At 57.5% G+C, this 19,212-nt stretch carries 17 protein-coding genes; 10 read left to right on the top strand and 7 right to left on the bottom strand.

Annotated elements, in window-relative coordinates; translation table 11 throughout:
• Positions 1-526 precede the first annotated feature (526 nt).
• Positions 527-1,342 (top strand): substrate-binding periplasmic protein, encoded by an 816-nt coding sequence (locus tag JFU37_RS04415; RefSeq protein WP_201113310.1) that lies wholly within the window; start codon positions 527-529, stop codon positions 1,340-1,342.
• Between the two features lie 311 nt (positions 1,343-1,653).
• On the opposite strand, the gene JFU37_RS04410 is transcribed toward JFU37_RS04415, so the two are convergent.
• The gene (locus JFU37_RS04410; protein WP_201116398.1) at positions 1,654-2,712 is read right to left on the bottom strand and encodes an IS110 family transposase; all 1,059 of its coding nucleotides are present in this window, start codon (positions 2,710-2,712) and stop codon (positions 1,654-1,656) included.
• Positions 2,713-3,031: 319 nt separating this feature from the next.
• Here JFU37_RS04410 and JFU37_RS31110 point away from each other — a divergent pair, with 319 nt between their 5' ends.
• A complete protein-coding gene (locus tag JFU37_RS31110; RefSeq protein ID WP_342214912.1) occupies positions 3,032-3,250 on the top strand; it encodes a hypothetical protein in 219 nt (72 codons plus the stop codon).
• 89 nt (positions 3,251-3,339) lie between these two features.
• Here JFU37_RS31110 and JFU37_RS04400 read toward each other — a convergent pair whose 3' ends face one another.
• Together JFU37_RS04400 and JFU37_RS04395 are read right to left on the bottom strand one after the other, a co-directional pair.
• Complete coding sequence (locus tag JFU37_RS04400; protein ID WP_201113307.1) at positions 3,340-4,761, bottom strand: SGNH/GDSL hydrolase family protein; 1,422 nt, start codon at positions 4,759-4,761, stop codon at positions 3,340-3,342.
• A 268-nt stretch (positions 4,762-5,029) separates the two neighbouring features.
• Positions 5,030-6,424 carry an aminotransferase-like domain-containing protein gene (locus tag JFU37_RS04395; RefSeq protein ID WP_201113304.1) on the bottom strand — a complete coding sequence of 465 codons (1,395 nt, stop codon included), beginning with the start codon at positions 6,422-6,424 and terminating at the stop codon, positions 5,030-5,032.
• Positions 6,425-6,745: 321 nt separating this feature from the next.
• On the opposite strand from JFU37_RS04395, the gene JFU37_RS04390 reads away from it, so the two are divergent.
• The 6 genes from JFU37_RS04390 (at position 6,746) to JFU37_RS04365 (ending at position 12,204) form a co-directional block, all read left to right on the top strand.
• A complete protein-coding gene (locus tag JFU37_RS04390) occupies positions 6,746-7,792 on the top strand; it encodes an ornithine cyclodeaminase (RefSeq protein WP_201113302.1) in 1,047 nt (348 codons plus the stop codon).
• Positions 7,793-7,884: 92 nt separating this feature from the next.
• A complete protein-coding gene (locus JFU37_RS04385; RefSeq protein ID WP_201113300.1) occupies positions 7,885-9,015 on the top strand; it encodes a succinylglutamate desuccinylase/aspartoacylase family protein in 1,131 nt (376 codons plus the stop codon).
• A gap of 134 nt (positions 9,016-9,149) precedes the next feature.
• The gene (locus JFU37_RS04380; RefSeq protein ID WP_201113298.1) at positions 9,150-9,932 is read left to right on the top strand and encodes a transporter substrate-binding domain-containing protein; all 783 of its coding nucleotides are present in this window, start codon (positions 9,150-9,152) and stop codon (positions 9,930-9,932) included.
• Between the two features lie 55 nt (positions 9,933-9,987).
• Positions 9,988-10,716: an ABC transporter permease gene (locus tag JFU37_RS04375; protein WP_201113296.1), complete on the top strand. Its 729-nt coding sequence runs from the start codon at positions 9,988-9,990 to the stop codon at positions 10,714-10,716.
• Positions 10,713-11,423 carry an ABC transporter permease gene (locus JFU37_RS04370; protein WP_201113294.1) on the top strand — a complete coding sequence of 237 codons (711 nt, stop codon included), beginning with the start codon at positions 10,713-10,715 and terminating at the stop codon, positions 11,421-11,423. The genes JFU37_RS04375 and JFU37_RS04370 overlap by 4 nt, the downstream gene beginning before the upstream one ends.
• Positions 11,424-11,439: 16 nt before the next feature.
• Positions 11,440-12,204 carry an ABC transporter ATP-binding protein gene (locus tag JFU37_RS04365; protein ID WP_201113292.1) on the top strand — a complete coding sequence of 255 codons (765 nt, stop codon included), beginning with the start codon at positions 11,440-11,442 and terminating at the stop codon, positions 12,202-12,204.
• Between the two features lie 257 nt (positions 12,205-12,461).
• On the opposite strand, the gene dsbG is transcribed toward JFU37_RS04365, so the two are convergent.
• From dsbG to JFU37_RS04345, 4 genes are all read right to left on the bottom strand, one after another.
• Positions 12,462-13,229: a thiol:disulfide interchange protein DsbG gene (gene dsbG / locus JFU37_RS04360; RefSeq protein ID WP_201113284.1), complete on the bottom strand. Its 768-nt coding sequence runs from the start codon at positions 13,227-13,229 to the stop codon at positions 12,462-12,464.
• A complete protein-coding gene (locus tag JFU37_RS04355; RefSeq protein WP_201113282.1) occupies positions 13,205-14,071 on the bottom strand; it encodes a TlpA disulfide reductase family protein in 867 nt (288 codons plus the stop codon). Before JFU37_RS04355 ends, dsbG begins: the two co-directional genes overlap by 25 nt.
• Positions 14,071-15,813 carry a protein-disulfide reductase DsbD gene (dsbD, locus tag JFU37_RS04350; protein WP_201113280.1) on the bottom strand — a complete coding sequence of 581 codons (1,743 nt, stop codon included), beginning with the start codon at positions 15,811-15,813 and terminating at the stop codon, positions 14,071-14,073. Before dsbD ends, JFU37_RS04355 begins: the two co-directional genes overlap by 1 nt.
• A 126-nt stretch (positions 15,814-15,939) precedes the next feature.
• Positions 15,940-16,920 carry a tetratricopeptide repeat protein gene (locus tag JFU37_RS04345; RefSeq protein ID WP_201113272.1) on the bottom strand — a complete coding sequence of 327 codons (981 nt, stop codon included), beginning with the start codon at positions 16,918-16,920 and terminating at the stop codon, positions 15,940-15,942.
• Positions 16,921-17,111: 191 nt separating this feature from the next.
• Between JFU37_RS04345 and JFU37_RS04340 the strand changes: the two genes are divergently transcribed.
• Both JFU37_RS04340 and JFU37_RS04335 read left to right on the top strand, forming a co-directional pair.
• Positions 17,112-17,792 carry a response regulator gene (locus JFU37_RS04340; RefSeq protein WP_201113270.1) on the top strand — a complete coding sequence of 227 codons (681 nt, stop codon included), beginning with the start codon at positions 17,112-17,114 and terminating at the stop codon, positions 17,790-17,792.
• Positions 17,789-19,114 (top strand): ATP-binding protein, encoded by a 1,326-nt coding sequence (locus JFU37_RS04335; RefSeq protein ID WP_201113268.1) that lies wholly within the window; start codon positions 17,789-17,791, stop codon positions 19,112-19,114. Before JFU37_RS04340 ends, JFU37_RS04335 begins: the two co-directional genes overlap by 4 nt.
• Positions 19,115-19,212: the final 98 nt, after the last annotated feature.

Below are 19,212 nucleotides of genomic sequence, written 5' to 3'. Positions count from 1 at the left end.
AGATGAACACTTGGTTCGGTTCTTCGCGTGATTCATGATCTCAGTGATGTCTTTGGATTTCGACCCCATTCCGTCGTTGAAAATCTTGGAGAGTTTCACTGCTCCGGCTGCAGGCTTTTGAACGACGACTCATCCCCCTGCGCTCAACATAGGAGCCGAGAATTTCCTCAGCACCGCCTGCAAGGTGCAGCGCCGCGAAATAGGAGTTCCCCTCGTAGTACATGGCCCAGGCTCGATCCAATAGCTCCCATTTTTGTTCTTTTTTGCTCGGCTGAAGATATCAATCAACAGATCACGCGCATTGCCCAGTAGTGCGATCACAGCGCCGGACGGGCCAAACAAGGCGCCGAGATCAGCCAGGATCTTGAACGTATGGCCGAGTATCTGCATAGCCTGGCTGAGCGTTTCAACCCATAATCATAAGCGTCTACTGAGCGCCCACAGGGATGTGGATCTGCGTTCTACGGGTACATCTGTTATAGATATCGACCTACTGCTATAGGGGGCGACGGTTCAATGAGGAAACATGTACCAACAAAAGTCTAACCACGGAATGTGGCAGTTCAAACCGATGCTGCTGATGTGCACACTCTACCTGCTGGCTCCGAGCGCCGCCGCTGCACTGGAGACGCACGAGACGATGACGATTATGGTCGAGGATGCCGCCGCCCCTTGGTCGGAGCATGACGGCACAGGTTACGCCAACGACGTAGTGGTCGCCGCCTTCAAAGAAATGGCGGTCGAAGTGAAGCTCAAAGTCGTGCCCTACGCCCGTTGCAAGTACTTGGTGCTCAACGGCACGAGTGTGGCCTGCTTCAATATGAGTTGGCTGCCCGAATTCGAGGGCAAGATCAAACTGGCCTCGCAACCGATCTACACGGTCAATAATGATATTTTCGAACTGACCAAAGCCCCCTTGCCGAAGTCGCAGAAAGGCACATGCACCTTGCCGCCCGGCACTGTAGTGGGCACTGTCAGAGGCTACGAATATTCGCCCCAGGCTACAGCGCTACAGTCTGCCGGGGTGGTATTCGAGAGCGCCGACTCGGATGTGCAGAACCTTAAGAAACTCGCTGCTCGGCGCTTATCTGCCGCCTTGATAGTGACCAATAATCTGGAAGAAAAAAGACAGAAGGCCAAACAATCCGGCACAGAAGATGCCGTTCAATTTGCCTTCAATTGCGGGGTGGCAACCGCGACCATAGGCTTTAGTCTGGCTCACCCGGACGGATTGCGGGCACTGACGATGTATGACGAAGGCTATCGACGCATAAAGGCTAACGGCGTGCTCAAGCAAATTCATACGCACTGGTTTCCCTCGCAGCCTGTAGACCCTCTATGAATTCTTAAGCGCCATAACACGATCCGTAGCAGCCGGACGCAGGCTTCGCCAGCTGCTATGTATGGACTCGCCCCCCACTGTCTACCCGCTTTTGAAAAACCGTCGCCCCGTTGCATCTATGTATCAGGCCTATTCGTGGAAGCCGTCTTCGGCTTCTGGCCAAAATTGGAAAAGCTCGTGGTATGCCGATTACGGTCAGGCCTCGAAGGCCAGTAGCAGCTTAGGCATCAATCCACGCCGGTCTTACCTGGGGTCAATTTTTTTCAGCAAAGGGTCGGACAGTTAGTACCTCGGTGACAGAACTCTTTCGCTCAGTGGCTCATTGTCGCTTGCTGGCCATCACCAGCGTGGCGACGATAAGTCTGATCATTCTGTAAAAGCACCCAGACGATTCGCAGGTTGCGGTTGGCTAGCCTGATCGCAGCCTCCTTACGGCCCAGCCGGCTCATCCAGCGCAACAAGCGGCGGTCATCGGGTTGCTGGGAATCAGGTCGTAGTTGTTGCAGCACCGCATGGGCTCCCTGGATCATCAGGCTGCGTAAATAAACATCGCCTCGCTTGGTCATATCCCCTAGCCGGACCGTCTCCCCGCTGCTGTGCTGGTCAGGCACCATGCCAAAGTACGCGGCAAACTTGCGGGCATTGGGGAATCGCTCAGGCTTGGTTTCCTTGGCCACCAGTGCCGTGGCCGTGACTGGGCCGATGCCGCGCACAGTCATCAGTCGCTTCGCCGTCATGTCGGCGTTGGCGGCCACTTCCAGGCGTCCCGTCAGCACGCTGATGCGCTCGCCCAAATGGCGCCACTCGGCCAACAGTTCGTCGATCAGTTCACGCAGCAGGCCCGGCACCGGCTGGGTAGCATCTTCCAGTACCCGCGGAATTTTCTGGCTGATCGCAACATCGCCCTGCGCCAAGGCCACGCCGTGCTCGAGCAGCAGGCCGCGCATCTGATTACTGACAGCCGTGCGCCGACGCACATAGCCCTGACGGGCGCGATGCAACGCCTGCATTGCCAGCGCCGCGACGCTTTTGACCGGTACTGCGCAGATTTTTTCATCGCGACCAGCCCGCAGAATCGCCAGCGCATCGTTGCGATCATTTTTTGGCCCGCTGCGATGCGTGGCCACCAAACCGGCTGGAAGAATCCGCGCCAGATTGCCTTGTTCTTGCAACTGCCGGGCCCAGGCTTGAGCACCCGGACCGGTCTCCATCAAAACCACGACATAAGGCGGTAACTTGTGGAGAAACTCATAAAACGCCTCGCGCGACTTGATCCGCTGCTCGTAGCGCACCTGACCGAGGACATCTTCACCGGCAACCTGAAAGACCTGCTTGGCCAGATCGACCGCTAAGGTTGTGCAGGCCGACAAATCGGAAGAAGACAGGGATTGATCAATCGAACTATGATTTTTCATGGACTCGCCCTCGCTGTCGTTGGCTGTTTAGACTGCCACCGTGGCGCATTGACGCCTCGGCTTGGGCGAGTCCATCCAATTACAAGGTATGTGTTGCTGCTGAATTTGCTTAACTGATCGGCATTACCCTGAGAGGCGTCCTTTTTACTTGAGATACCACCGTACCTGAACCAGCGCTGTCACTCAGCAAAGTTTCATAATGGGTGGCTGGTCAACGAACTAGAATGAAATCACAAAGCCAAGCCACTGCGTCTTCCCCAAAGGAATCTGAAAAGTGATCTCAAACATAATCAAAGTCTCGCTCATCGCCGGTGCTTTGCTGTTGAGCGCCTGTTCCGGGGCGAGCACCCATGACTGTTATGGCGAAGACTGCCAGTCGTCTGATGGCTTTACTCCGAGCCACAGCAACAACCCCAACCAGATGAATTTCCATGGCAGTGCGCTTGGCAGCAGCTTTAGCCAATACAGTTCCGGTTTGCTGCATGACGATTGATCCGCCACGAACCACCTGAACCACAACGAAAAAGGGCGCTCCATCAGGAACGCCCTTTTTGCTAAAACTATCCGCTTTTTTCTGCAATATCACTCAATAAGCGGTGGCCGATAAGCCCGCAATTCCAAAATCGCGGGAGTATCAGAAGAAACGGTTAACTCGATGACATGATGTGTATTTGGAAGGCCGGTTGCCAGTACATGACGTTGCTGCACCGAGCCATCTGCCAGGGCGGTCGCCAGTTCGTCTCCGCAGGCGAAGCGTCGCTCCCATTGAAAGCTTTGTTCCTCCGCGAGACCTTTACCGGATGTCGTCTTGGCATAGGAAAGGTTCCAGGCGCCCGGCTGTATAGTAAAGTTTCCCGAGAGCGACGTGAAAACGTCCTTACCCGAGCCGCTTCCCTCTGCTCCTGTACGAGCACTCTCGACGTCAAAGTCGAAGTTTTCCTGCGAGATGTCGAGACTCCGTACCCGAAGCGTCCAAACATCCGCTTCTCGATAAGATAGGCGGACGTCGACTTTTGTCAGGGCCGGCCAATCCGGGACATTAGTCAAACGCGTCACGCGGCTGGTCTGCCAGCAGCCGTCGAGCTCGCTAGGGTCCTTTCCGTCGATTTTGAGATTTACTTTTCCGTCCAAGGGCCCCGCGGCGATTAGTTCGGCGCGGTTTCCATCAAATTCATAGCGGGTCTTTTCGCCAGGGACCGGCGCAGTAAAACTCCGAACTTGCCCGGAAGTGTTCCACCCATTATTTTGAGGACGATCCCCAAGCTCCTCGACCCAAGAGGTGAACAGGTTAGCCATGAGGGTCCACCCCTCGGCGTTGGGATGCGGCGAATCGGCGAGAAGATCAGCTATTTGAAGATTATGCTCCTGCAAATAGGCATTCCAGCGCTGGCGGCGCGGTTCCAGCGCAAGGTCATATTTCGCCGCCAGGGCTGGCTCCCAGACGCCGGACATGAACTCCTCCCAGCTCCTTTGCTTGAACCAAAAATGGCCCACACAGCCCTCGGGCGGCGACCATTGAAGATGAAAGCCAGTGTCACACACGGGTTCAAGCGGACTTACGACGTGGTCGGTTTGAATGATGACGTCGGCTGCCGTTTTTGAGCGAAGGGTTCGTATAATTCGTTCGTAGGCACGGTGATCGCCATAAGCGTGGAAAACGATCAGATCGGGATAGACTTCCTCCACGTCGCGGGCAACCGCCTGCTCCAGGAGAGCGGCGCCCCAGCCCCCCAAAGCGAGGTTACGGTAATCGAAGGCCACGTTGGGATATTTGGCTCGCAAAGTCGCAATAGCCAGATCGGTCCACTTCGGCGTACTGATCGATTGTCCGTAGAAAAGAATTTTCAGGACCTGCGGCGTCTCTGGAGTTGCTGACCGAATAATTGACAACGAACGGCCAATCGCCTGATCAGGATCGGGAGGAGCCGGCTCTGCGGATACCTGTAGAAAGCAGCTTGTAAGCATTAGGCTTAAAATGACGACACGATTAACTTTCCGCCGCATCAAAACACCACATCTAAATAGTTAATCGGACGCAAAACCTGGGTGCTGTAAGACGTTCTCTCACAGGAGTGTATCGGACATTACTGCTAACGCTATGAGGTGTTGAGATCAGGAAGGCGTGTTGGCCGGACGCTTACCAGATTTGGCTTTGCCTTGAATCACGTCGGAACAGGTGAAACCTTATTCAGGACTAGACAACACGTTCCGTTATTTGGTCTTCAGCAGAAAAGGGTCGTCAGCAGAACCATGACTGGATCGAGAGTTCGCGTTAAGCAGTCCGTGGCTTGTTTCCCTGACTTTCGGCGAGAAAGCGCCAGACTGCCGGGTCTTCGCCAAAGGCCGCGTTAAAGCGAAGCCAGGGGGTAACTTCCAGGTCGGGGCGGAAGATGCAGCCGGGGGACAGCAGGATATTCTGCTTGAGCCCTGCGCGTGTCAGGGCCACCGGATCGAAACCTTCCTGGCCGCTACCGATCCACAGATACGGCGCCGGTGCGATGGGGGCCCAGCATTGCCAGCCGAGTTGTTGCAGTTGCTGGCGAGCAAACACCTGGGCCTGCAATAGACGATCGCGCAGCCTCTGGCAGCGTTTGCGCTGGGTGCCGTCATTGAGCATCTGCAACGCCAGCCGTTCGCAAAGCTGCGAACTGTAGAGGCCGGTGGTCATCTTGTAGTGCAGCAAAGCTTCGGCCACTGCCGGTTCGGCGGTGACGAAGCCAACCCGCAGCGAGGGGGCCATGCTTTTAGAAATGCTGCCGATATGAATCACCCGCTGCAGGTTGTCGAGGGCGGCCAGTGTTGGCTGGTTGTTCGGTACCAACTGACCATGCACGTCATCCTCAACGATCCAGCAATCATGAGTATCGGCAAGTTGCAGCACGCGATGGGCTACCGCTGGGCTATAACTGGCGCCGGTTGGGTTCTGCAGCCAAGGATTGGTGAAAAAGGCCTTGGGCCGATGAAGGCTCAGCAGCTCGCCAAGCTTCTCCACATCCGGACCCTGTGGGGTCCAGGGCACCCCGATAATTTTGACTTTGTGGTCACGCAGATTAGACAGCAGGTTGATATAGCCTGGGTCGTCCACCAGCACACAATCACCCGGATGCAGTAGGGCGTTGATCACTATGTTGAGCGCCTGGCTGGCTCCCTGGGTAAGCAAGATTTGCTCACTTTGTGCGGGTACCCCTCGCTCGTTCAGATGGCGCTGCAGCCATTGTCGAAGGTCCAGGAGGCCGCGAGACTCACCATACTCGGCAATCAGCCCAGAGCCACGAGCAAGGCTGCGCATGGCCAGGCGAAGGCCCGCCTCATCCAGCCAGCTATCTGGCAGGCCGCCGCTACCCGGTTGCAAGGCATCAGCATCCGGTTGGAACGCATCATCCAGCAGCCAATAGACATCCCCCAACGGGGCTTCGCTGCGTTGCTGCTCAATACTCGGCGAGGCCTGGGCGACAAAGAAGCCAGCCCCTTTGCGCACCTCGACATAACTCAAAGCGACCAGGCGATCATAAGCCTGTACCACGGTGAAGGTACTGACCTCGAACTCCTTGGCTGCGGCACGAATGGATGGCAAACGGGCGCCCTGGGCCAGCTTGGCCTGATCGATCAATTGCGAAAAATGCTGCACCAGCCGACCAATAAGGGATGTCTTTTGCGGCGAACTCATGAGGGGGTGTGCAGCCTTTTCGACCAATACAGGTACGTTCATCTTAGGGGGTGCTGTGTATGGATTGAAAGCGAATATCGCGTAGTTTGGCGTCGAAGTAATCGCGCTCTTAACCGGTGTTATGCAGATGCACAGAATAAAAAATACTTCTTGGCCTGATGATCTTGGGCTGCCGTGTCGCATGCCAAAGCGTCGTCATCGTTTCAACAAACAGCTATCGCTGCTTGCGCTTTGAAAGCGTTACGCACTGAGCGTGGAAGAGTGTCCGGGAAAACCGGGGCGATTCAAACGTCCTGAAAAACCCGATTAAAGGAGATGTGCATGACCCGTTATATCGACGTCAACGACCTGAGCCAGCTCGTTGCGCAAAAAGGCCTCACGCAGTGCCTGACTGAAATGGCCGAATACATTCGTGAGGACTATCTGCGCTGGCACGCTTTCGAAAAGTGCGCCCGCCTGGCCAACCACTCCCCCGAAGGGGTGATCGAGTTGATGCCGATCTCGGACCATTTACTCTATGCCTTCAAGTGCGTTAACGGCCACCCGAAGAACCCCGAGACCGGCAGGCTGACGGTGATGGCCTTTGGTGCGTTGGCGGATGTCGATACCGGAACCCCGCTCCTGATCAGCGAGATGACCCTGACCACGGCGATCCGCACCGCCGCCACATCAGCCCTGGCTGCCCGCTACCTGGCGCGCACCAACAGCCGTAGCATGGCGCTGATCGGCAACGGCTCGCAGAGCGAATTCCAGGCACTGGCCTTCCACACGTTGCTGGGTATCGAGGAGATCCGTCTGTACGACGTTGATCCGAAGGCTACTGCCAAGCTGGCTGCCAACCTCAGCGGCTTCCCTGCGATCAAGGTGATCCTTGCCGGTAGCGTAGCCGAGGCCGTGCGCGGTGCCGATATCGTCACCACCGTAACCGCCGACAAGACCTACGCCACCATTCTCACCCCAGACATGATTGAGCCCGGCATGCACCTCAATGCTGTGGGCGGCGACTGTCCCGGCAAGACCGAGTTGCACCGCGATATCGTCGAACGAGCCCGGGTGGTCGTCGAATACGAACCACAAAGTCGTATCGAAGGGGAGATCCAGCAGATGCCGCAGGACTCGCCGATCATCGAATTCTGGCGCGTGGTGAACGGCGAGGTGGTCGGTCGCGACAGCGAGCAAAGCGTCACCTTGTTCGACTCCGTAGGCTTCGCACTGGAGGACTACTCGGCATTGCGCTACGTCCTCGACACCGCCAAGGCTCTGGATATCGGCAGCGAGATCGAGCTGGTACCTGACTTGAAAGATCCCAAAGACCTGTTCGCCCGTCTACAGCCCAAAGCTTCTGTACCGCAGAAGAAACGCGCCTAAGACGTCTACCTGTCGCGCCAAGGCGTGGCAGGCAGAAAAGCCGCTATCCCGGTGCTGCTGCGCTCGTCTGAACCACCTATTTGGATATTCCCATGCAAGAGCTTCGACATGTGCTTATAGCGCAGACCCTTGGCGCACCCCGTGAAGTCATCAGTCTGCATTTCGGGCCGCAGGGGCAGGGCAAAAAGGTTTACCTGCAGGCTGGTCTGCATGCCGATGAGCATCCCGGTATGCTGGTTCTGCATCACCTCAAAAACCACCTGCTGGCGCTAGAGTCCGCTGGCCGCCTGACGGGTGAGGTGGTACTGGTGCCGATCGCTAACCCAATCGGCCTGGGCAATTATGTATTCGGGCGTCAGTTGGGCCGCTTTGAGCTGTCCAGCCGAGAGAACTTCAACCGCCACTACCTCGATCTCGCCGAACTCGTATGCGAGCAGGTTAGCAGTGAGCTTGGTAGCGATCCCATTGCCAATGTCGCGCTGATCCGTCGCTGCACTCGCGAACGCCTCGAAGCCCTGCAGCCACGCACCGAGCTGGAGTCTTTGCGCCTGACGCTGCTGCGCCTGGCCAGTGCTGCCGACTACGTCATCGATGTGCACTGCGACAGTGAGGCCATGGTGCACATTTACGCACACAGCAAACAGCAGGATCAGGCGCGAGTACTGGCCAGCTTCACCGGTGCACATGCCGTGCTGCATGCCACCGAGCAGGGTGGTCCCGACGCCAAAACCTATAGTTTCGACGAGTCCTTCACGGCCATCTGGGACAGGCTGCAACAGCGCTTCCCACATTTGCCGATTCCGCTGGCAACTTTCTCCGCCACGTTAGAACTGCGCGGCCTGTTTGATGTTAGCCACGAGCTAGCGACGCGCGATGCCGATGCGCTGTTGGCGTACCTGGGGCACCTGGGTTTGATCGCGGATGCACAGACCAAGGTGCCGACACCCTTGTGCGAGCCGACGCCTTTGGCCGGGGTGGAGATACTCAATGCTCCACACGCCGGAGTAGTTGCATACCGCGCGCCAATTGGCAGCAGGGTCGAACCAGGCACCGCGCTGGCCGATGTTATCGATCCGCTCAGCGGCCAAGTCAGCACCCTCTACAGCAGCGTGGCTGGCGTTTTCTACGCACGGGTGATCGAGCGTTTCACCGAAGCCAATACCGAGCTGACGTTTGTCGCGGGGCAAGAGCCTGTGCGCTCAGGCTCACTGCTCTGCGCCTGACAATTTCTCCGGCAGAGCCGAACGGTGTGAGAGCAACAAGATGAACATCAGGTTTCGTTTCTGTATGCCATGCAAGTTCCAGTAACAGTACTCATGCGCCACAAGCGCTCATGTTGGATATTAGGAATATAACAATGAAAAAAGCATTTCTGACCCTTTCTGCAGTGGCTCTATGTGTCGCTGCCGGTTCCGCCCTGGCCAAGGAATACAAAGAGTTGCGCTTTGGCGTCGATCCGTCCTATGCACCCTTTGAGTCCAAGGCTGCCGATGGCAGCCTGGTGGGCTTCGATATCGACTTGGGTAATGCGATCTGTGCCGAACTGAAGGTCAAGTGCAAATGGGTCGAAAGCGATTTTGATGGCATGATTCCGGGCCTCAGGGCCAACAAATTCGACGGCGTACTCTCGTCTATGACGGTCACTCCAGCCCGTGAGAAAGTCATCGATTTTTCCAGCGAGTTGTTCTCGAGCCCGACTGTCCTAGTCTTCAAAAAAGGCGCAGCAATCGACATTGATCCAGTATCGCTCAAAGGCAAAAAAGTCGGCTACGAGCAAGGCTCTATCCAGGAAGCCTACGCCAAAGCCGTACTGGACAAGGCCGGGGTAGAAACCCAGGCCTATGCGAACCAGGATCAGGTCTATGCCGACCTGGTCTCCGGCCGCCTCGATGCCTCGATCCAGGAAAAGCTGCAAGCCGAATTGAGCTTTTTGAAGTCACCACAAGGTGCCGATTTCCAGGTCAGCAAGCAGATCGACAGCGAGTTAATGCCAGAGCAAACGGCGGTGGGCATCACTAAAGGCAATCAGGAACTCAAAGCGCTTCTGGACAAAGGCCTCAAAGCGCTGCACGACAATGGTACCTACGCGGCCGTTCAGCAAAAGCACTTTGGCGATCTGAATCTTTACAGCGGCAAGTAACGACCCTGCGCCCATCCCCGGATGGGCGCTTTCTTGATTGCCAAAGGGCTGCCCAATGTTCGAAAACCTATTGCAGATTCTGGGGCTATCCGGCTTCAGTCTAAAGGGCTTCGGTCCGCTGTTGCTGTCAGGCACCTGGATGACCGTCAAACTATCGGTGTTGTCACTGTTGTTGAGCGCGTTGCTCGGCCTGATTGGCGCCAGTTCCAAACTTTCACGATCTTCTGCGTTGCGCATTCCCGCGCAACTCTATACCACGCTGATCCGTGGGGTGCCGGACCTGGTGCTAATGCTGCTGATTTTCTACAGCCTGCAAACCTGGCTGACGAGCCTCACTGCAGCGCTGGGTTGGGACTACATTGAGATCGATCCGTTTAGCGCCGGGGTCATCACCCTGGGCTTCATCTACGGAGCGTATTTCACCGAAACGTTTCGCGGCGCGATCCTCGCCGTACCCCGCGGCCAAATGGAGGCGGCTACCGCCTACGGCCTGAGCCGCACCCAGCGCTTTCGATACGTGGTGTTCCCGCAAATGATGCGCTTTGCCCTGCCGGGCATCGGTAATAACTGGATGGTGATCCTCAAGGCCACCGCACTGGTCTCGATCATCGGCCTGGCCGATCTGGTCAAGGCTGCTCAGGATGCCGGCAAAAGCACCTACCAACTGTTCTACTTTCTGGTGCTGGCAGCGCTGATTTACTTGCTGATTACCAGTGCCTCAAATGTCGTCTTGCGTTGGCTCGAACGGCATTACGCGGCCGGTTCCCGAGAGGCTGTACGATGATTGAACTACTGCAGGAATACTGGAAACCTTTCCTTTATCACGACGGTCATCACATCACCGGGTTGACCATGACTCTCTGGCTGCTCAGCGCGTCGATCTTTTTCGGCTTTTTGATGTCGATCCCGCTGTCGATTGCCCGGGTTTCAAGCAATGTTTGGGTGCGCTGGCCGGTACAGTTCTACACCTATCTGTTCCGCGGTACGCCGCTGTATATCCAGTTGCTGATTTGCTACACAGGGATCTACAGCATCGCCGCGGTGCGCGCTCAGCCCATGTTCGATGCATTTTTTCGCGATGCAATGAACTGCACCATTCTGGCCTTTGCCCTGAACACCTGCGCCTATACCACGGAAATTTTCGCCGGGGCGATTCGCAGCATGAACCATGGCGAAGTCGAGGCGGCCAAGGCTTATGGCCTGCGCGGCTGGAAACTCTATGCCTATGTGATCATGCCGTCGGCCCTGCGCCGTTCGTTGCCGTACTACAGCAACGAGGTGATTCTGATGCTGCACTCGACCACGCTGGCCTTCACCGCCACCGTGCCGGACATCCTCAAGATCGCTCGCGATGCCAACTCGGCAACCTTTCTGACTTTCCAGTCGTTCGGCATCGCGGCGGCGATCTACCTGGCGGTCAGTTTCTCCCTGGTCGGTTCGTTCCGCCTGGCCGAACGCCGTTGGCTGTCTTTCCTGGGCCCGGCTCACTAATTCAGGATTTGCGCACATGTACAAACTGACCGTTGATAACCTGCATAAAAGCTATGGCAACCACGAAGTCCTCAAGGGCGTCTCACTGAAAGCCAAAACCGGCGATGTGATCAGCCTGATTGGCGCCAGTGGTTCGGGCAAGAGCACCTTCCTGCGCTGCATCAATTTCCTCGAAACGCCCAACGACGGTGCCATGAGCCTGGACAACCAGCCGATTCGCATGGTTCATGAGCGGCACGGCATGCGCGTGGCCGACGAGGCTGAACTGCAGCGCATCCGCACCCGTCTGGCGATGGTGTTCCAACACTTCAACCTGTGGAGCCACATGACGGTGCTGGAAAATATCACCATGGCCCCGCGTCGGGTGCTGGGTGTCAGCAAGAAAGATGCAGAGGATCGGGCTCGACGTTATCTGGATAAGGTCGGTCTGCCGGCCCGAGTCGCTGATCAATATCCGGCATTCCTCTCTGGCGGTCAGCAACAGCGTGTCGCCATTGCCCGGGCCTTGTCCATGGAACCGGAAGTCATGCTATTCGACGAGCCAACCTCGGCACTCGATCCGGAACTGGTGGGCGAAGTGCTCAAGGTCATTCAGGGGCTGGCCGAAGAAGGTCGTACCATGATCATGGTCACCCACGAAATGAGCTTCGCTCGCCAGGTGTCAAACCAGGTGATGTTTCTGCATCAGGGACTGGTCGAAGAGCAGGGGGCGCCCGATGACGTACTGGGCAATCCGCAGAGTGAACGGCTGCAGCAGTTCCTTGGAGGCAACCTGAAGTAAATCACATAGTCCGAGTCACACCTTTTAGCGACTGGTTCATCGCACAAAGGGCTTTAGATGCTGGGTACCCAGCGAGCAGCATCAAGGCCAAGAAGGTGTGAGTGATATCAGCGAGACAAGGTTGATCGCCTCAATGATTTAATGGCGGAGTTGGAGGGGCTTTAAAGTCAAAAGATCGCAGGCTGCGCCAGCTCCTACAGGAATACGCCCGCCCCCCTGTAGGAGCTGCCGAAGGCTGCGATCTTTTAATCTCAAAATCACTTCGGCCCGAGAATTTTCACCAACGCGTCCGGCGAAGGCGCGCCTTGCTGCTGTTGCAGCTCGCCCTTGTCGTCCATGTAGAAAATCGCCGGGGTGGCGGACAACTCCAGGTCCTCCATCAACTGCATGTTCGCCGCGAGTTTCACCTGAATTGCCGGCGGCACGTCTTTCAATGCCTTGAGCGAGCTCTCTTTGCCGGATTTCTCGTGGTTTTCCAGCGCTTTGCTCGGATCCTTTGCCGCCAGCAACGCAGCGGATTTGCCCGGGCTGTCTTCGCGGATGATGCCGACCATGATGTGGCGCAGTTGCACTTTGCCGGCCTTCACCCACGGCCGTGCCTGCTCCCAAAACATGTTGCAGTAGGGGCAGTTCGGATCGCTGAACAGGTAGACGACGCGTGGCGCATCTTTGTTGCCGTCAGCGATCCAGTTACTGGCTTCCATCTTGCCCCAGACTTCTTTCGCCATCGGTGCGTACACCAGCTTTTGCAACGGCGCGCTGGTCAGGTCATTGCCCTCGGCGTCATACAAATTGCCCAGTAGCACGTGCTTGCCATCGGGCGTCAGGTACAGCGCCATGCCGCGATTCTGGTACTGCGCCGCATAACCCCGTAGACCGTCGGGCGCATCGAACTGGCCGACGATTTTCGCGCCTTTGGCTTCGATTTTCTTGATCGCCTCGGGCAATTCTTCGGCCTGCACTGACGGCAGGTGCAGCAGGGCAGCGCCCAGGGTCAGGGTCAGCAGGTGGCGGAGGCGGGGCATGGCAGTTTCCTTGAAGGCGTGGCCGTGGTGGCCGAATGAGTTGAATCAAAGTTTTCCAGGGCGCGGGCCAGGCTCGCTTCCGACAGTTCCCCCAGATGGCTGCCCAACAGGCGCCCGTCGGGGCTATAGAACAGGGTCGTCGGCAACGCCATCGAACCGACGGCCTGACCCAATCGACCGCCGCCGTCGAATAGCACGTTGGACAGGCTCAGGCCCTGGGTTTCCAGAAAGGTGCTGACACTTTGCATGCTTTCAGCCTGATTGACGAACAGGAAGGTCAGGTCCGGGCGGTGTTGCTGGGCGTTTTCAAGCACCGGCATTTCCCGGCGGCATGGCGGGCACCAGGTGGCCCACAGGTTGATAACCAATGGACCGCCCTTGTAGTCGGCAAGTTGCACGGTTTGACCGGCGGCATTGCGCAGGGTGATTTCCGGCAGGCGCGTGCCTTGTTCGTAAATTGTCAGGGAGAAGGTTGCCAGTAGCCAGAATGCCAAGCCGCTGGCCACGCCAAAGCCCAAGGGGCGGCGCAAGCCAGGGCGACGCCAGCCTCGATACAAGGTGGCGAGTAGCAGCGTGATCACGCCGGGCCAGGCGAGGAAGCCACCATCGCGCAGGTCGATGATTTGCCATGGATCATTGCGATAGTGCGCCCAGTAAACCGCCACGAAGCTGATCCGGGCGGCGAGCATGCCGATCAGGAACAGGCTGAACAGCGCCGACTCCGGATTCTCGCCTCCGCGCTTGGCCACCCGCCAGCCGACAAAAGTCGCCAGCGCCAGGGCGCTGATCAGCAGCAGGTGATTGAGCGCGATGGCAAAAGTGCCGAGGGTAAAAGTCAGCATTAACGGGCGTCTCGGGTGGTGGTCCAGCGTTGCAGGAACGTGTCGGCATCGACCTCGCCGGTGATGCGCTGACTACGGCGTTCTTCGCCGTCGGCACCGATCCACAGCAGACTCGGTGGCCCCGGCACTTTATATCGACCGAGCAGCTCGCGGCTGGCGGCATTGTCTGCGGTGACGTCCAGCCGTAGCAAGCGCACCTCGCTGAGGGCTTCCAGCACTTGGGGCTTGGCGAACACTTGCTTTTCCATGACCTTGCACGACACGCACCAGTCGGCGTAATAGTCCAGCAACACCCACTGGCCTTGCGTTTGCGCTTCGTCCAGTTCCCGCTGCAGTGCGCTCGGGTCCTTGATCGTGGTGAAAGCGTCATGAGCCGTGGGACTTGCCACATTGCTCGAATTTGAAGCGCGGTAGACCTGCAACGGCTTGAACACATCATCACTGCCGCCCGCCGCACCAATGACCAGCAGGCTGCCCCAAAAACCCAGCAATAACGAACCGGCACCGAATACATGGGTGGACCGGCCGAAACCCGCGGACTGGCGCCAGGCGGCGTAAGCAGCAATCAACAGCAACGCACCGCACAAACCGACCCACAGCGATTCATCCAGCACCGGGCGCAGCATCAACAGCGCAGTCGCCAGGAACAGAAAGCCGAACACGCCTTTGAGCAGGTTCATCCAGGCGCCAGGTTTGGGCAGGAAGCGATTGCCAACGGTCACCAGCAACAGCAGCGGCACACCGATGCCGATGCCCATGGCGAACAGAATCAACCCGCCGTGCAGCGCGTTACCGCTTTGCGCAATGTAGAGCAGGGCGCCGGCCAGCGGGGCGGTCATGCACGGGCCGACCAGCAGACCGGACAAGGCGCCCAGTACACCAGCGCCGATGAGGCTGCCGCCGCGCTGATTGCGCGAAACATTTTCCAGTCGGTCACGCACGGCCACCGGCAATTGCAGTTCGAAGAACCCGAACATCGGCAACGCCAGCAGCACAAAAATCGCGGCGAAACTGCCCAGCAACCAAGGGTTTTGCAGCAGCGCCTGAAGGTTTGCCCCGAGCAGCGCGGCCAGCACACCCATCGCCGCATATACCAGCGCCATGCTGACCACATAACTGCCGGCCAGGGCAAAACCGCGCTTGGGCGTGGCGCCACTGCCGACGACCAATCCGGCGAGAATCGGCAGCATCGGCAACGAACACGGGGCGAAGGCCAGCAGCAGACCCAGGCCGAAGAACACCAGCAGACTCCAGCCAAGCGCCCGTTGTTGGAGGCCGCTGGCCAATGCTTGATCCGGCGCTTCGTTAGTCGCCGAAGTGGCCGCGTCGCCGCCCAGATTCACCACTTGAGTTTGCGGTGGATAACACAAACCGGCATCGGCACAGCCCTGGAAACCCACCTTGATCTGGCCACTGGCCCCGGCGGGAATCTTCAGTTCCAGGCCTTGACGATAAACCTGCTGTTCGCCAAAGAATTCATCGCTGTGGGATTCACCCTGGGGCAATTCCGGTTTGTGCTCCGTCGGCAAGCCATCGAATTTCAGGCGTTGTTGGTACAGGTAGTAGCCATCGGCAATCTGCCAATAGAGCTGGGTTTCACCGGACTCAAGGCGTTCGGAGGTAAAGATGAAGGCTTTGCCAACGGGAAGAAAGTCGGGTTTGGTTTCAAACGGATTGTTGCCGGACTGTGCTTGAGCCAGTCCGGCAAACAATCCAAATACAAGCAGGAAAAGAAAACGCATCGGCAACGCCTTGGAATTTACAGATGCTGATTACGATGATGGTCATCGATTAACCGGGTGTTAACGCAAGGTGTCGGCGAATATTGAAGTTGTCAGTCTGACTGCTGCGCTGTTCAACCGGCCCGCTTAGCGATCTTCGTTGTAGGTCAGTCGGTATTCGGACATGGAGACATGGATGCTTTTCCATTCCTGGGCGAATGCTATGGCTGCCTGGATTTGTGCCGCTGTCATGCCCTTGCCGATCTCCTCAAGATTGGTTCTGGCAGTGTCGTATTGCAGAAACTCTCGAGTGGTATCGACCACCAGCCAGACCAGTCCATAGCCCTTTACCACGTCCCTTTCAAAACCGTACTCATCGGCGTCTTCCTCGTCTGTGTAGTCGAAGGCGAGCGCATACCCATAATCGAGCACCGCGTTGACGTCGTTTAATTGTGTTCTCTTTTCCAGCCACTGCCGCTTCGCAGCCTTATCGTTGCTGACGGGGGGACGATTGCCATACCAGAGCATGGCTTTGGAAAACCCCGCATTGGCAGCCTTTTCAAGCAGAGTGTTGACAGTCGTTCGACGTGTGACCGCATCTGTAATGAGGGTTTCATCTTTGTCATACCGTCTGGCCAGGAGGTATTGCCCTTCCTGAAAATTCGCGTCGGCGGATTTTTTCAGCCATTCAATGTCATTTGTTAGCTCGTACATCTGAAGCATCGCTTCGCCACTGCCTCCATCGGCAGCCGTCTGAGCCAGCGCTTTAGCGTTTTTCAGTGAATCTTCGTCTGCCAGTCGCATCAAGGCATAGACATGATTCTGGGCAGCGGCGAGCGCGTACCATTTTTTTGCTTCTTCGATAACGGTCTTATCCCGTTTTTTTTCGTCGGTAACCTTTTTATCCCGCCGCCTGAAAATTTCGCCCAAGGCAAACTGCGCCGCAGCGTCTCCGGCACACGCCGGGATCTTCAAAAAAGCTTCCGCATGGGTGAATTCGCCCAAGTTGTATAAGTCCATGGCCTGTTTTTTGGCGGACTCTTGCTGCTCTTGCACGGACTTGATCAGTGCGTTCAGGTTTTCGAGAAAACCGAACAGCATCGTAAGTGCATCTGAATGGGTATACATCATTGATTCCTGTGTCTTTGGAGGGTTGAGGTAACACCCGACACAGGCTATTGAGTGGAGACGAGTGATGTGCGGTACATAGTTATTGCATGCCATTAATCGACGGCTTGTCCGGACAGCGCGTGTTGGCCGCAGGCATAATCCGGGGTTAATCGGCAGCCCTTTTAATCAACGCATTTGCAGGTAAAACCATGCACGTACTGGTTTGTGAAGACGATGAGTTGATCGCCAGCGGCATTGTCGCCGGCCTGACCGCCCAGGGCCTGACCGTAGAGCATGTCGCCACTGCATCGGCGGCCCGCGCGATGCTTAAAGTGGCCGAGTTCGACGTCATGGTGCTCGACCTTGGCCTTCCGGACGAAGACGGGCTCAAACTCCTTCAGCAATTGCGTCAACATGGCCTGGAAATTCCGGTGTTGATTCTGACAGCGCGCGATTCGGTCACTGACCGCGTCGATGGTCTGCAAGCCGGCGCCGACGACTATTTGCTCAAACCCTTCGACCTGCGCGAACTCGCGGCACGTTTGCACACCCTGCTGCGGCGTGTGGCGGGGCGCAGTGTGAATCTGATCGAGCACGGTGCTCTGACCTACGATCCAAGCAGCCGCGAAACCATGCTCGGCGGCCAACCGGTCGATTTATCGCGTCGCGAGCAGTCGTTGTTGCAGGCCCTGCTGCATAACCGTGGCCGCGTGCTGTCCACCGAGCAGCTCAAGGACAGCGTGTACGGTTTCAACGACGAACTGGAGAGCAACGCCCTCAACGTGCATATCCATCACCTGCGGCGCAAACTTGGCAATGGCATTGTCGAGACAGTGCGCGGCCTGGGTTATCGACTGGGGCCGGCCGATGGCGGAGATCAATCGAAGTGATGAGCCTGCGTTTGCGCCTGAGCCTGACACTCGGCGCCGCATTTGCGCTGATCTGGGCCTTGGCGGCGGCCTGGATGCTCAGCGATTTGCGCAACCAGATGATGTTTTCCCTCGACCAGCGGCTGGTGGCGTCGGCGCGCATGGTCGCCGGCCTGATGGAGCAAATGCCGGCGTTGCCGAGTAAGGGCGAAGGCACTCACTTCAGCGCGGAACAATTGAATATTCCCGGCGGCATGGCCTGTCAGGTCAGCTCGTTGCGTGGCGAGATCCTTGCCCGCAGTCATACCGATCCGCAGCAAACACTGGAAGCCGAGAAGGTGGGCTTTCACGATCAGATGATCGACGGCGCGCCGTGGCGCAGCTTCACCCTGGCGCGTGGCGACCTGCGGATTACCACGGCGGATCGGCAGATCGAGCGTGAGGCGCTGAATATGTCGATCCTGCTGGCGGCTTCGGTTCCGGTCGGCGTGGCATTGCTCGGTTGCCTGTGTCTGCTATGGCTGGGGATCGGGCAAGGGCTGGCGCCGCTGAACCGCATGCGCGATGCCTTGATGCGCCGCAGTGCCGATTCCCTCGAGCCCTTGCAGATCCAGCCGCTTCCCAGCGAACTGCAACCTTTGCTGGACACCCAGAATCAACTGCTCCAGCGCATCGGCAAGACCATCGAACGCGAACGCCGGCTGACCGGCGACGCGGCCCATGAATTACGCAGTCCGCTGACGGCGATCAAGACCCACCTGCAAGTGGCGCGTATGACCGAAGGCGCGGCCCGGGATCAATCCCTGGCCCGTGCCGAAGAGGGCGCCGATCGCCTGCATCGCACCCTTGAACAATTGCTGTTGCTGGCGCGCGTCGAGGGCAGTCTGTCGTTCGACGATGGCGTGCAATGCAGCGCCGAACAGGTGGCGAAACTGGCGATTCAGGACGCCGCCAGCAGTGATCGTCAGCGCATCAGGTTTCAGCTGCCGCCAACGCTGTCTCATGCCCCGGTGAAAATGCCGGCGGTGCTGTCGATCGCCGCGCTGCGCAACCTGCTGGACAACGCGCTGCGGCATACTCCAAGCGACGGGGCCGTCGAACTGAGCCTTGAAACGACTGAGGCTCGGGTGCGGTTTGTCGTTCGAGACCATGGCCCGGGCATTGCCGAAGACGATCTGCAACACCTGACCCAGCGCTTCTGGCGCAATGGCCAAAGCACCGGCTGCGGTCTGGGGTTGGCGATTGTTCAGGCGATCGTTCAGCGTTGTGGTTGCACGTTGCATTTCGACAGCCGACCGGACGGGTTGCGGGTTGAACTGACCATGCCGTTGCATCCGGCCTGACAAACCCTGTAGGAGCTGCCGAAGGCTGCGATCTTTTGATCTTTTGATCTTTTGATCTTTTGATCTTTTGATCTTTTGATCTTGCTGAAAAAAGATCA

This window comes from Pseudomonas sp. TH41 (genome assembly GCF_016650695.1).
Classification (GTDB): Bacteria; Pseudomonadota; Gammaproteobacteria; order Pseudomonadales; family Pseudomonadaceae; genus Aquipseudomonas.
The sequence above is the reverse complement of the archived record's forward strand: the minus strand, read 5'-3'. Positions and strand labels throughout refer to the sequence as shown.

Excerpts from the sequence above, each read along its gene's own strand:
- JFU37_RS04415 (WP_201113310.1), top strand. The coding sequence starts at position 527 with ATGTACCAACAAAAGTCTAACCACGGAATGTGGCAGTTCAAACCGATG.
- JFU37_RS04400 (WP_201113307.1), bottom strand. The coding sequence starts at position 4,761 with ATGCGGCGGAAAGTTAATCGTGTCGTCATTTTAAGCCTAATGCTTACA.
- JFU37_RS04395 (WP_201113304.1), bottom strand. The coding sequence starts at position 6,424 with ATGAGTTCGCCGCAAAAGACATCCCTTATTGGTCGGCTGGTGCAGCAT.
- JFU37_RS04390 (WP_201113302.1), top strand. The coding sequence starts at position 6,746 with ATGACCCGTTATATCGACGTCAACGACCTGAGCCAGCTCGTTGCGCAA.
- JFU37_RS04385 (WP_201113300.1), top strand. The coding sequence starts at position 7,885 with ATGCAAGAGCTTCGACATGTGCTTATAGCGCAGACCCTTGGCGCACCC.
- JFU37_RS04380 (WP_201113298.1), top strand. The coding sequence starts at position 9,150 with ATGAAAAAAGCATTTCTGACCCTTTCTGCAGTGGCTCTATGTGTCGCT.
- JFU37_RS04375 (WP_201113296.1), top strand. The coding sequence starts at position 9,988 with ATGTTCGAAAACCTATTGCAGATTCTGGGGCTATCCGGCTTCAGTCTA.
- JFU37_RS04370 (WP_201113294.1), top strand. The coding sequence starts at position 10,713 with ATGATTGAACTACTGCAGGAATACTGGAAACCTTTCCTTTATCACGAC.
- JFU37_RS04365 (WP_201113292.1), top strand. The coding sequence starts at position 11,440 with ATGTACAAACTGACCGTTGATAACCTGCATAAAAGCTATGGCAACCAC.
- dsbG (WP_201113284.1), bottom strand. The coding sequence starts at position 13,229 with ATGCCCCGCCTCCGCCACCTGCTGACCCTGACCCTGGGCGCTGCCCTG.
- JFU37_RS04355 (WP_201113282.1), bottom strand. The coding sequence starts at position 14,071 with ATGCTGACTTTTACCCTCGGCACTTTTGCCATCGCGCTCAATCACCTG.
- dsbD (WP_201113280.1), bottom strand. The coding sequence starts at position 15,813 with ATGCGTTTTCTTTTCCTGCTTGTATTTGGATTGTTTGCCGGACTGGCT.
- JFU37_RS04345 (WP_201113272.1), bottom strand. The coding sequence starts at position 16,920 with ATGTATACCCATTCAGATGCACTTACGATGCTGTTCGGTTTTCTCGAA.
- JFU37_RS04340 (WP_201113270.1), top strand. The coding sequence starts at position 17,112 with ATGCACGTACTGGTTTGTGAAGACGATGAGTTGATCGCCAGCGGCATT.